This window comes from uncultured Tateyamaria sp. (assembly GCF_947496075.1).
Lineage (GTDB): Bacteria > Pseudomonadota > Alphaproteobacteria > Rhodobacterales > Rhodobacteraceae > Tateyamaria.
Window position 1 is genome coordinate 195591 of the sequence record NZ_CANMBJ010000003.1, and the last position, 12792, is coordinate 208382.

Genomic DNA, 12792 nt, shown 5'->3' on the forward strand with positions numbered 1-12792 from the left:
GCATGACCGCAACCGACATCCGCGCCTCCTCCGCCACGCTGGACCGCTCCGCGGTCACCAAGCCGCGCAATATGGGGCAGATCATTCGCTGGTTGCTGCTGTTTATCGGCGGGGTGCTAATGGTGATGCCCATCGCCTACATGATCTCGACCTCTCTGAAATGGCCGCATGAAGTCTATAACGTCAATCTGATCCCCCAAGAGCCGACGATCGAAAACTACACCTACGTCCTTGAGGACGGGCGGTTCTATTGGTGGTTTGTCAATTCGATCATCATTGCGACGATCACAACCATCTCGAACCTGCTGTTTGACAGTCTGGTTGGCTACACGCTTTGCAAGTTCCGGTTCCCCGGTCGACAGATCGTGTTCATCGCGATCCTGTCCACTTTGATGATCCCAACCGAAATGCTGGTGATCCCGTGGTACCTGATGAGCCAGAGTCTGGGCTGGCTGGACAGCTACTGGGGCATCATGTTTCCTGGTCTGATGACAGCCTTCGGCACTTTCCTGATGAAGCAGTTCTTTGAAAGCGTACCGGATGACTTTATCGAAGCGGCCCGCATCGATGGGCTGAACGAGTTGCAGATTTGGTGGACGGTTGCCTTGCCACTTGTCAAACCGGCATTGGCCGCCCTTGCGATCTTTGTATTTCTTGGCAACTGGACAGCGTTCCTCTGGCCTCTGATCGTTACGAACTCGGTCGAGATGTATACGATCCCCGTGGGCCTGTCTGGCTTTGGGGACGAGGCGGACGTGGCGTGGGAGTTGATCATGACGGGTGCGGCCATCTCGACCATTCCAACGCTTGTTGTCTTCCTTATCTTCCAGCGCTTCATCATCCGTGGGGTGGTGATGGCGGGGCTGAAAGGGTGATGACATGCCAGACGCCGACCAGAGGTCCGACGCGATGACTGACCAGACCACGTTTCCCGACCCAACCTACCGCGACACGGTGTTGGCGCCATTGTTCGAAGGCGTCAAAATGCATTTCGCTCATGGCATGGCGCAGATCAACCGCGCCCATCTGGTGATGTTGGCCGAAACTGGCATCCTTGGATCAGCGGACACACGTGCGCTGGCGCACGCGTTGCAAGACATCAAAGATGAGACCGATATCGCGGCGCTGACCTACACCGGTGAGCACGAAGACTACTTCTTTGTTGTTGAGGCGGCTTTGCGTGCGAAGCTCGGCGATTTGGGCGGCGCACTGCACACCGCGCGCTCCCGCAACGACATGGATCACACGGTGTTCAAGCTGGAGTTGCGGGTGCGCGTGCAGGGCATATTGAAGCTGCTCGCAGACCTCACACAAGCATTGTTGGAGAAGGCCGAGCTGGAGAAGGAGACGTTAATCGTTGCCTACACCCATGGCCAACCCGCGCAACCGACGACATTCGGCCACTACCTGTCGGCCGTGATCGAGGTGTTGCTGCGCGATATGGAGCGGCTGGATGCGGCAGCTGATGGCCTTGAGCATTGCCCAATGGGAGCCGCCGCGATTACCACCAGTGGTTTTCCTATCGATCGGGGCAGGGTGGCGGAACTTCTGGGGTTCGAAGGGCCGCTTCTGAATGCTTATGGTTGCATCGCTTCTGTCGATTATGTGACCGGCCTGTACTCCGCGCTGAAACTGCCCTTCGTCCATTTGGGGCGCGTGGTGCAGGATATGGGTGTCTGGGCGTCGTTCGAAGTTGGGCAGCTATACGTGCCGAATGCCCTTGTGCAGATTTCGTCCATCATGCCGCAAAAGCGCAACCCGGTCCCCATTGAACACATGCGGCACCTTGCAAGCGTCACAGCCGGGCACTGTGACATGGTTGTGAACACGATGCACAACACGCCCTTCACAGACATGAACGACAGCGAAGGCGAGGTGCAGCAGGCCGGGTTTGCAGCGTTTGAAAGCGGTGGACGAATGCTCCGCTTGTTGCAGGCGTTTCTGCCTGCCTGCGAGATCAGTGATACCAACGTGGCTCGGAACACCGATGCAGCCTGCATCACGATTACCGAGTTGGCGGACACGTTGGTGCGGGACGAGGGGCTGACGTTTCGTCAGGCTCACGAGATCGCTGCGGTGACGGCGCGTGCCGTGATTGCGGCTGGCGCGCCTCTTGGTCACGGCTTTTCTTCTTTTGCAGAAGCTTTTGAGGCTGAAACCGGCCGAGCCTCCGCACTTTCAGAAGAGCGGTTCGCGACAATTGTTTCGGCTCGACATTTCGTTGCTGTTCGCGATCGCCCCGGCGGCCCCGCACCTGTGGCGCTAAACGCTGCGTTTTCCGTCTACCACGCGAACTTGCGCCGCCTGATCGAACGCGCGACAGCTCGTGCAGACCGACACGTTGCAGCTTGCGCAATGCTCGACCACAGCTTCGCTGTGCTTCTGGAGACCTGATCCATGGCCAATCTGTCTCTCCGCACGCTTACGAAGGCCTACGCCCAGACCGAAGTTCTGCACGGCATCAACCTTGATGTGGCGGATGGCGAATTCATTGTCTTTGTTGGTCCGTCAGGCTGCGGCAAGTCCACCACCTTGCGCATGATTGCGGGGTTGGAAGAGGTTACGTCCGGTGAGGTCGTGATCGGCGACCGGGTCGTCAACCACCTTGAGCCCAAGGAACGCGACATCGCGATGGTCTTTCAGAACTATGCGATCTACCCGCATATGTCGGTGAAGAAGAATATCGCCTTTGGCTTGCGGTCCTCGCGCATGTCCAGACCGGACAAGGAGGCGCGGATTGCCGAAGTGGCGGGTATCCTTGATATGACCCACCTTTTAGATCGCAAACCCGCGCAACTCTCGGGCGGGCAGCGTCAGCGGGTCGCTATTGGCAGGGCCATGGTGCGTGATCCTGCTGTGTTCCTGTTTGACGAACCGTTGTCCAACCTAGATGCGCAGCTGCGCACTCAGATGCGGCTGGAGATCAAGAAGCTGCACCAGCGGGTCGGCAACACGATCGTTTTCGTGACCCATGATCAGGTTGAGGCGATGACCATGGCGGACCGGATCGTGATCATGAAAGACGGTCACATCCAGCAGGTCGGCACACCCTCAGAAGTATACCATTCCCCTGCCAACACCTTTGTTGCGCAGTTCATTGGCGCACCTTCGATGAACATGCTGCCCGGCACGTTAAACGGTGGGGGCGTTCGGCTCGCGTCCGGACAATCCGTGGGCACCATCCATACCAGCACAACAAGCCGCCCCATCCTTTTGGGCGTCCGGCCGGATGATCTGACGTTGCAGGGATCCGGACCGACAGTTGTTACCGGACATGTTGCGGTGCGAGAGCCACTTGGTGCTGAAACGTTGATCTATGTGACGACCGAGGCGGGCGAAGTGATTGCCAAAGCCGATGGGCGCAGCCCGCCCGACGTGGGTGCCCATGTCACACTGTCGGCGGATCCCGCCAACGTACATGTCTTTGACGCCGACAGTGGGTCGGTTCTGACGTGACGGGCGGGACACTTCCCAGCATCCTTTGCGCGGGGCGGCTTTATTGCGACCTGATCTTTACCAATCTGCCACATTTGCCGCATCTTGGCGAAGAAGTGTTTGCCCCGGGCCTCAGTTTGCACGCGGGCGGTGGCGCTTTCATTACAGCGGCTGCAATTCAGGCGTTGGGAGGCCGGGCGGGGCTATGTGCTACTGTGCCAGCTGCCCCTTTCACCGACACCGTTCTGCGGGACATTTCGGTGGCTGGGATCGATGCCACCCTTTGTGCCGCCGCCGCTGCCGGGCAATCACCACAGATTACGGTTGCGTCCGTGCTCGGCAACGACCGCGCCTTCCTGACGCATGCAAGCGGACTGGCGTTACCTGATACCCAGTGGCCCCGAGATTGGCGCCATCTGCATATCGGAGAACTGCGGACACTGGTCGAGCATCCCGACCTTGTCGCACGTGCGCGTGCCCGCCAAATGACGGTATCGCTTGATTGTGGTTGGGATGACGCCTTGGTCCATCAGGGTGCTGATATGGCGCGCCTTATCTCCGAGGTTGACCTGTTCTTGCCCAATGCGTCTGAACACGCTGCCCTCGTAGACAGTGGCCTTCCTGCCAACGCGGCGCCCCTTACCGTCGTGAAATATGGGGCGCGGGGTGCGCGCGCCGAGAGTGAGGGCGATGTGCATCATTGCCCGGCCCTGCCGGTCAAGGTGGTTGATACAACTGGTGCAGGTGATGCTTTCAATGGCGGTTTTCTGGTCGCGTGGTTGTCCGGTGTTGGGGTGCCCCGGGCATTGTCTACCGGTGTTCGCTGCGGTGCTGCGGCAGTTGGACAGGTGGGTGGCACCGGTGGGTTGAGCGATCTCCACCGCATTCCAATCGAAGCGGCGGAGTAACATGTATGTCCTTTACATTCGGTACGGCCCGGACCTTGTGATCTTTGCAACCAGAAGCCAGGCCCGGTTTTCGAGCCTTACAAACTCAAAGCCCGCCGCTTCGCGACCACAGGCGCTAACGTGAAGCGACCACATTGTTGCAAGATGGAATGCCGCCGGTGAAGAATGATTCAGAGACATGGCGCGCTTCGGTCACGATGAGGTTGCTTTCGGCATCCCACACCATGTCATGAGTCCAGACGACATCTCCTGATGATGATACTTCCAGAAGACGCCCATGTTCAGCTTCGGTCAGCAACAGGTTTCCGTTCGGAAGCGTTTGGTGCTTACCGCGCCGCCATGTATAGAATGGCTCGGCTTCCGTCCCTTCGAAGTCAACTGAGATGCTGTTGTCGCGGGGGTCTATCCGGAGAATGCGAGAGCGCATCGCGCCTGTGGCATTGTCGAAAACAGTGATCGTGCCATCAGGTTCGAAGTCCGGGTCGTGTTGTTTGAACCAGGGTCCGTGCTGCCACCATTTCAGCAACCCTGTTTGCGGATCGACCACTGCAACAAGGTTTGGTTCACGCAGGCTGAACATCAGATCGCCAGCTTCGAACATGGGAAATACATCGGCCAGTTCTGGGCGCAACATCTCGACATCGTTGGGATGAAACGGGTCATCAAGATAGGTGATTTGCTCAGCTGCATCACCCGGCATACGCACGCGAATGTCAAAGATGCCACGCTGATCGCCGCCCTTTGCTGCGATGATGTCATTGCGCAGATTCAGCGAAAAGGTCTTTTCGCCTGTTTCCTCATCCAAGCGCACCATGTCTTCACCGTACCACGTCCAGATGCCCCCTGCACCGTCACGGGTGATGGAATGGTGAAAGCCACCGCGCGCACTCCACATGGTTTGCCCGCATTGATCGACACGCGCGATGGCATTGCCCACGTCGAAGGTCACGACGAGAGAGCCATCCTCGAACACCTCCATCCCGTGAAGCATCACGTTTTGGGGCGGCGTGTCAGGATCAAAGTTTTCGTAGTTTATCGGCCAACGGTGAATCTCATCACCGTTTTCATCCATCATGCGGACAGCAAAAACTGATGTATCCTGATCATCGCTGAGCCCTGCAATCAGGACGTAACCCGGCGCGCGCTCGGTCCCGGGTCGACGCTCGTAGCCGCGATCAAGGGCAGCCGCACCCTGATCGTTTGGGGCGACCAGGTGACGTGTTGGTTCAAGCCCGATATCGTTGCGCCAATTGCGCGACACGTCCAGATACGTGCGATGTGCTTCACCGATCTGCGGGGCAGGAAACCAACCCCACCAAGACGAGACAATGCCATACACCATGGCAATCAAGGCAAGCGAGACGATGAAAAAACCTCGGGCAAAGCTGTCAGATGATGGCAATTTCATTTCATGACCTTTCCAGTCGGCGAAAGCGTGCGACCAATTGCCTGGCTGCACAGCTCCGCATGTAGAATGTCGGCGCGTTGCAGCAGGCTGGGCGACGCACCAGAGAGAGAGGGGGCAGGGCGGGGTGCGCGCAAGATGTCGGCCACGGCCGAGACGCTGTCTTGATCGTCGAGCTCGATTGCCGCAGCGAGTTCGGGCAAAAGCAAGCTGGGTTCGGTGCAAAGTGCATCGTGATCGACAAAAACTGTACGCGGCCCCGCTGTGGAGAGCACGTGTTGATATGCGTCAATCCAGTACCGCAACCAGAAGTCTACTTGTTCTGGGGTTGGTAAACCTGTTCGCAGGGTGCTGAACTCTATTGGGCGCAGTGCCGCGCCAAACTCGAAATGCCCAATCCCTTCCATGTATCGGCGTGCGAAGGGTTCGCGGGCGTGCAAATCGGCAAAGCGCAGGTGCTGCGTTAGAAGTGACCTGACTTGTGCACGTGGATTACGGATTGGGACCACGATGGACGCGTCCGGGAAGAGGCGTTCGAGAAGGGCCAAACGCGCGATGTTCGCGTTGTTTTTCGAGATGTAGCGCGTGGCGCCGGGCTTCGTTGCAACAATCTTGGCCATGTGGGTGCGAAAGAAGGCTTCAAACTCTGGCTTTTCATCTTCCGCGGTCCAGGGTGTGATGTGATTGTTGGCGAAATGTTCGGGCCAAAAGGCCATCCACAGCATTTCCTCAAACGCTTCGGGGCTGTCCAAACCTACTTCGATGCCGTCCCCGTGCGCCCGCTCGCTTTTGTCCCCAGCCTTACGAAACTTGCGAGAAAACCCGCCCCACAGGAGGGGTGACAGAGTGAATGGCATGTGTTGGTAGGTGGCCGAAGCAAAGTGCGGCAGGCTGGCAAGACCTTCGAGCATAATCGTCGTACCGGCACGCGGCAGAGATGTGATGAAGACAGGTTTTTTGGATGTTTCCGTACGAATGCGGCGACCATAAAGCTTGGTTTCCAAAGCACCCAATCGGATTTGCCGCTCGGGCGATGCAAAGGCGAAGTCGTGCAGCGCCTTGTCGAGCGGGCTGTAGGGCACTTCGGCAGGCGCGTTGGCTTCAGGGGTTGTTTTTTGCAGCTTTTCCAGCGCGATCCAGAGCGCGATGGCGGCTGCAGTAGAGCCAAGGATAAAAGGCCAGCCAAGCGCGACCGAAATTGCCTTGTCGACGGTGTAAAAACCAAGTGCCGCGCCGCCCCATACGATGAATGCTGACGCGCCTAGTGATGCGGCACCTATGGCAGTGATCCAGAAGAACCCACCCAACAGCTTGATGGATGCGCGCTGTACCTGTGCTTCCTTGTCCTCATCGGCGATGTCGCTGTTCATCATGACCGACAACGCCTGCTGGGTTGTGTCTATGATACCACCAGCGACCCGTTGGGCATCAAGAATCCGCAGGACAGCGATAAATGCGAAAAGGCCCAGAACAAGGGCGGCGACGCTCAACTTTCATTCTCACGGGGGGTCTGGATATCTGCCTTGGCTTTTCGGGCGCGTAGCATCCTTTTGACCGGGTACCAGACGAATCCGACGAGCGCGAGCACGAGCGCAGCCAAGAGTGCAATCATCGTGCCAATGGCGGTAAGACCAGCACCCGGCCCAACATAGGCCTGTGCAGCGGCGGGCATCACAACCAATGCGATGACCAGTAATGTGGGTGAGTGGGTCACACCCGAAACCCATGTGTCGCGCTTCATAACGAAATCCTCACTTAACACGACCAAATGCGACCGGGACAATCAGACAGGTCGACATGATCGCTTTTGCTCTTTTCGCAACACAGTTGTGAGTTGCCGATGCAGCAGCAAGGTATGGGGCGGAAAGCGGCGAAAGCCTGCCAGATCACTCAATCCAGACGGAGCATTTTCGCCCGTTTGAGCGTTCCAAGGCGGTCGAGTGTGAAACGCCGCCTTGGATCAAGAAGATTTGACTGTCTCGGGGTCGGGGTACAGGAGTCGCCATGGTCGCTGGCTATTCGCGAGCCGTTTCCAGTTCGATATCCGGTTCACTTGCTTCGACCGCAGCCATGTCCACACCCAGAGCCTCGATTTTGCCCTTCATCAGGAAGACGTTGTAGACTGGCTTCCAGCGCGACATGGTGAAATAGACTGCGTCGTCGATTTCCAGGCCAGGTACGAAATAGGGTGCGTAGAGACCCGGATATTCATCGGCATGCGCGACGATTTGGGGCGCGCTCCATGGGCCGGTCATTGTGGGTGCGCTGCGCAGAATGACCGCTTTTTCGACAGGCTCAAGATACATCATCAGCCAGGATTGGTGCACGTTGCTCCATGCGACGGACAATTCGCCTGCAGGTGCTGGAACCACCGCTTTGGCGTTATGAATGTTGGTGGACCATCCCTGGCCGTCCCAATACATATACGCTCTTGGGTCAAATACGTCCTGTGGGGTAACACGGCCAAGCCGTACACCTCCGAACCGCCCCTGCGGAATACCAAAAACGTAGATCATCCCGTCGTGTTCAACATAGGCCACTTGCTCAAAGCCCGTGCCTGCAGGCCACATCGCGGTTTCCGATCTTGTCCAGTTCTGACCGTCGTCATCGGAATAAGCGAGGCCGGAACGGCGGACATACCATTTGTCATCAGCGCCCCACATGCGCACAGACATGTAGTGAAGCACCATCCGTTCTCCAAGCGAGATGCCGTTTGTCGGAATGACGGTCCATTCCAAGCCGGGTATTTTCGCCGAGCGGATAATTTCCTTGGCCGCTCCTGTCGCACTTTCGATCATTGAAGAGATCGAGAAGCCGTTGGCCGGGTCAGGATCGGCGATGCGTGCTATGGTATTGCTGCGCCAATCGCCGCCATCTGGTCCGTATGTGTCACCGAACACCATGTAGAGTTCGCCCTTATGGGTAAACATGTGGCCCAGATCCGTGCCATGCACGTTCCAGCGCGTGTCCGTGGCGTTTTGGGATCCGGACCCCGTCAGCTGGTTCACGATTTCAGTATCCACGATGCGCAGTGCGCCTGGCGTCGATGTTTCCAGCATATCGCTCTGTTGTCCAAAGTCCGACAACGCCATCACATCAACTGTGTCAGTACTTTCTACATCAGCAATTGCCATAGGCAACTGACCAGAACAGGAGAAGATGAAAGCTGAAAGCGATACACCAAACAGAGCTGAGGATATGCGCATATAAGAGTACCTTCTATGGCCGGAACACGGTTGTAGTCGGAACGTCTCGGGCACTGCATGAGAATCAGTAAGGAACCCGTCGCACATACGTGCGTTGCGCCTGTCAACATATCAAGCGGATTATCGCTCATATGACGTAATGTAAGAAATCTTGACGCTGCGTCATACAGCGTCATTCCACCCTGATCGGCGAAGGATGCCTATTCCTGTGGCAGCTCTTGTGATGTTCCCAAGCGGGTGCAAACAAAACCATAGGCCGGCCACGTTACCGGCTCCGGTTGAGTGATCGGCAGCGTAACACACGACAGGTGCGGATTGCGGTGTTCGATCCAGCGTAACATCTGTTCCCCATCGGTCGGAATGACGACACCTCCAACAGGGCCGAGTTCAGGTATCGCCTCCTCTGTCCGCCACGTGACGCGGTAGGTCGCCGGTTGCGGCACCTCACCCAGAAGCTCGTGGTAGAGCGTGGCCATCCTCAGCTCATAGGACATCGACACAACAGGATTATCCACGGGGGACTGTGCCATCACGATGCCCAACTTATCGACCAAGTCGGCGTAATCTGGTTCGCGGGCGGCTAGGTACAAGGCCATTTCAGCCATACGTAAAACGCCCATGGCCAAAAGGAGCACACCGAGCCAAGGTTGCAGTCTTGGCCATCCCTTCAGCCACCAACCGATAGCTGCGACCGCACCGACAAGCAGCGGGCCTAATACGGGAAGGTGAAACGCTTGGATATCGTAAGCCCCGTACCAGATCACGAAGGGCAGAAATGCAAGTGCCGTACCAAGCAAGAGCGCGATACCTGCCCAATCGGCATTGCGCCTGCGCCAGCCGATACCGAACGCCAAAAGACCAAGTGCTATAATGGGCAATGAAATCATTGGATGAGATTGGCTGAGCGTGCCAAACAAGACCGATGCGGTTTGCAGCGATTTGAGGCCGGAGCCATAGAGATCGCCGAAATAGGTGCCCGCAATGTAGTCGATCAGTTCGGACGTTGTCGGCGGCAGAGGCAGGTATTCGGAGTACGCTGTGGTTGGGGCGTGTGTGACCCATGCGAGATAGAGATACTGGCTGGCCCCAGCGGCAAGTAACCCAAGAACAGCAAGCAGAACACGCGGGCGCAGAAGAATGCGGTGGTGTGTGGCCATCACCAGCAGGCCGACCGGTGCCAGCATGACCATCATGAGATGATTGCCGAAAGACAGCGCATAGATCGCGCAGGCGAGAATGAAATAGTATGTTTGCTTGGTCTCGACGAAGAGGATCAGCGCAAACACGACGGAAAGAATGAACGCCAAAGCGAGGGGATAGACCTCGGCCTCAGTCGATTGCACGGCCATCAGACCGGCGCTGCCCAGAAGGAATGCGGCTGCCGCACCGAAAAATACGCTATGGGTCAGCCTTCCCACGATCAGGAACGCCATAGTGACTGCAAGCGCGCCGGGCAAAGATGCAAGGGCTATGGTCATGACGCGCCAGGGTTCGAACGGAAGATCGAGCACACGCACGATCGTCCCAATCAGCAGAACAAACGGATATCCGGGCCCATGGACAAGAATTGAGGTATGACCGAGGGTCTGGAACTTTGCAGAGTCACCCGCATTCAGCATCCCGCCGAGGCCGGGAAAGAGCAGGCTAGAGTAATAGGTCAACCAGACCAGAAAAATCGTGATCGCCAGCCATGGGCTTTGGTAGGCGGGTCGATCGTGTGTTTGGGTGGTGGTGGGCATCTTCTCTCGTTTCGCATGCCGCGTTAGGCTGCCGTATCGACGGTCAATCGCCTTGGAGCATTGGAATACTTTAACCTATCTCTGAATGGTGTTGCCCGGTCGCCCAGGTGTTGCGGCGATCTCAAGCTGCGGTACGCCCGCGGCGACCATGGGTGAAAAGAGCGTCCCTCCGATTCCAAAGGGCAAATCGACATTCTTTGCGACCTGCTCGGTCTCTGTCGTTTGTGCAGCCGACAGTTGGGCATTGCCCATGACATACACTGCGCCACTTTTAAGGCCGACTTCGCCCAGCATGTCGATTTCAAGCCGGTCACCTGCAATGTTTAGCCGCGAAATACGCGCTGTGCCCGCTTCGATTCCAACTTGGCTGTCGATAAAATCGAACTGCGTACGACCAGCAGCTGGGATGAGCGGACCCTTTTCCTTGGTCATGAACTGGCGGCCGTTTGCCAGCGTCTCAAGCGTTGCGGTCACATCAGCCCCTGTGAGGCTGCCATCCTGCATTGAGGCCGTGACAGAACCAGCCATGCTTTCAAAGACTTCACCAAGCGTTTGACCGCGCCCGGCAAGTTGCAGATCTGCATTGAGTATGCCCTCGGGCAACTGGGGTGTGCCAATCAGACGTTTCTGCATCTTGCGAGATATCGGTTGCAAGATTTCGTAAATGGACGCATCAGAAATTTTGGCAGACATTGACAGGTCCGCTGCCCGGTCGATTTCAGCACTCGCTTCAATCCGGCCCAATGTCTCACCTTGCGCTACCATGTCCAAAGACATGTTTTCGTTGCGTGAGACGAACGACACGCTCACGGTATCAAATGCAGCGCCGCCGAATGCAATGTCCTGACCTTCCAAATCAAAATCGATTTCGAATCCCCTAAGCCAATGGGTTGTGATTGGCGCAGTAGTCCAATTCCCTTCACCGACCCTCTTGATCGCGTCGGAAATGACAGCATCTGCCGAAACCTGCAGTGTTTGCAGTCCTGGGATGATCAAGGTGTTTGACGTCGTGCGCAGAGTCAAATCTCCCTCAAGCGTAATACCAGCCTTTGAAAACGTGGCATTGGAGAGGCGGATTGTCGTGGGCGTCACTGCAAAATGCCCGTCGATCAACAGGGGGCCCGGCCCAAAGATATTCAAACTACTTAGACCAGGCAGCAGATCTGCGAATAGGCTGTTGTCGGTTGTGTCATCTGATGGGTTGTTGTCCTCATCGGCGGCCACCGCGTCAAAGCTCAAAGACAGCGCCCCCTCGCTTCCGCCTTCTGAGAAAAAGGCGTGCGGATCATCAACCTGCAAGTCCATGAAGGTACGGTGGGACCCGGCAATGAAATCGCCGTTGATCGCAATTCCTTCGGATGTGCCCCGTTGCATGACCGAAAGGTTCAGGCCGGAGATGCTGGTGTTGCCAGCAAAATCCAGAACGCCATCAGTTACAACGATATTGGCAGGCGTTTCACTGGCATCCTTTTCTGCAAACGCGAATTCTGACCACAAAGAGTTTGCCAAGCCGTCCTGATCCAACGAGATGTGCGGACGGTGCAAGTGCAGGCTTGCGACTTCTCCGCGCCCCGCAAGCAGTGGCGCGACCCTGAGCGTTGCATCAAGCCGACCTGAGGTCAGGAATCCTTCGGCCATACTGGCCTGGTCAACTGTGAAGACCGGGTCCGCAACGACAACTCGGAAGCCGGGGCGTATCGAGACTTCGGAGGATTCATGCAACATCAAATCGGAACTGGCGAGACGCCCAAGCTCGTGATTGATGCTGTCACGCACAACGCTGTCCAGGTTCAGCTTTGAAAGCAGCAAGAACGCCCCTGCGCAAATCGACAGAAGGCCAAGGGCGACCATAACCCATCGTGCTGCAAGACCGAAACTTTGTCCGTTTCCTGTTCTCATCATACTCCTCCCAACCGTTCACAATGTAACGGCGGTTTGTGCCTTCGGATCACATCCTCAATACCCTTTCCGCAGTTTGAGGCCGGCACCGCTGAGCGACAGATTTCATACCGCAGGGCTTGTCACCATTCCGAAGAATGATTCCTAAGACACGGTGTTTTAGATACGTTTTAGTTTACAATGTAGGCAATCTGTTCGGC

General features: G+C 56.9%; 9 protein-coding genes and 1 pseudogene. 4 read left to right on the forward strand and 6 right to left on the reverse strand.

Annotation, left to right across the window (positions count from 1 at the left end; all coding sequences use genetic code 11):
• Window positions 1–2: 2 nt before the first annotated feature.
• The 4 genes and pseudogenes from Q1A51_RS11880 (at window position 3) to Q1A51_RS11895 (ending at window position 4343) form a co-directional block, all read left to right on the forward strand.
• A complete protein-coding gene (locus tag Q1A51_RS11880; protein ID WP_299604925.1) occupies window positions 3–875 on the forward strand; it encodes a carbohydrate ABC transporter permease in 873 nt (290 codons plus the stop codon).
• 4 nt (window positions 876–879) lie between these two features.
• Window positions 880–2394: pseudogene (gene argH / locus Q1A51_RS11885) on the forward strand (argininosuccinate lyase); the annotation flags it as partial.
• Window positions 2395–2397: 3 nt separating this feature from the next.
• On the forward strand, window positions 2398–3456 hold the full coding sequence (gene ugpC, locus Q1A51_RS11890; RefSeq protein WP_299604923.1) for a sn-glycerol-3-phosphate ABC transporter ATP-binding protein UgpC: 1059 nt from the start codon (window positions 2398–2400) through the stop codon (window positions 3454–3456).
• On the forward strand, window positions 3453–4343 hold the full coding sequence (locus Q1A51_RS11895) for a PfkB family carbohydrate kinase (RefSeq protein WP_299604921.1): 891 nt from the start codon (window positions 3453–3455) through the stop codon (window positions 4341–4343). The genes ugpC and Q1A51_RS11895 overlap by 4 nt, the downstream gene beginning before the upstream one ends.
• Window positions 4344–4458: 115 nt before the next feature.
• Here Q1A51_RS11895 and Q1A51_RS11900 read toward each other — a convergent pair whose 3' ends face one another.
• From Q1A51_RS11900 to Q1A51_RS11925, 6 genes are all read right to left on the reverse strand, one after another.
• On the reverse strand, window positions 4459–5751 hold the full coding sequence (locus tag Q1A51_RS11900) for an arylsulfotransferase family protein (protein ID WP_299604918.1): 1293 nt from the start codon (window positions 5749–5751) through the stop codon (window positions 4459–4461).
• Window positions 5748–7238 (reverse strand): sulfotransferase, encoded by a 1491-nt coding sequence (locus tag Q1A51_RS11905; RefSeq protein ID WP_299604917.1) that lies wholly within the window; start codon window positions 7236–7238, stop codon window positions 5748–5750. The genes Q1A51_RS11900 and Q1A51_RS11905 overlap by 4 nt, the downstream gene beginning before the upstream one ends.
• Window positions 7235–7489, reverse strand: coding sequence for a hypothetical protein (locus tag Q1A51_RS11910; RefSeq protein ID WP_299604915.1), 255 nt, complete (start codon window positions 7487–7489; stop codon window positions 7235–7237). The genes Q1A51_RS11905 and Q1A51_RS11910 overlap by 4 nt, the downstream gene beginning before the upstream one ends.
• Window positions 7490–7763: 274 nt before the next feature.
• Window positions 7764–8840: a DUF4185 domain-containing protein gene (locus tag Q1A51_RS11915; RefSeq protein WP_299604913.1), complete on the reverse strand. Its 1077-nt coding sequence runs from the start codon at window positions 8838–8840 to the stop codon at window positions 7764–7766.
• Window positions 8841–9154: 314 nt separating this feature from the next.
• Window positions 9155–10693, reverse strand: a complete 1539-nt coding sequence (locus tag Q1A51_RS11920; protein ID WP_299604911.1) for a DUF2723 domain-containing protein — start codon at window positions 10691–10693, stop codon at window positions 9155–9157.
• Between the two features lie 75 nt (window positions 10694–10768).
• Complete coding sequence (locus Q1A51_RS11925) at window positions 10769–12544, reverse strand: AsmA family protein (protein WP_299604909.1); 1776 nt, start codon at window positions 12542–12544, stop codon at window positions 10769–10771.
• Between the last annotated feature and the right edge of the window lie 248 nt (window positions 12545–12792).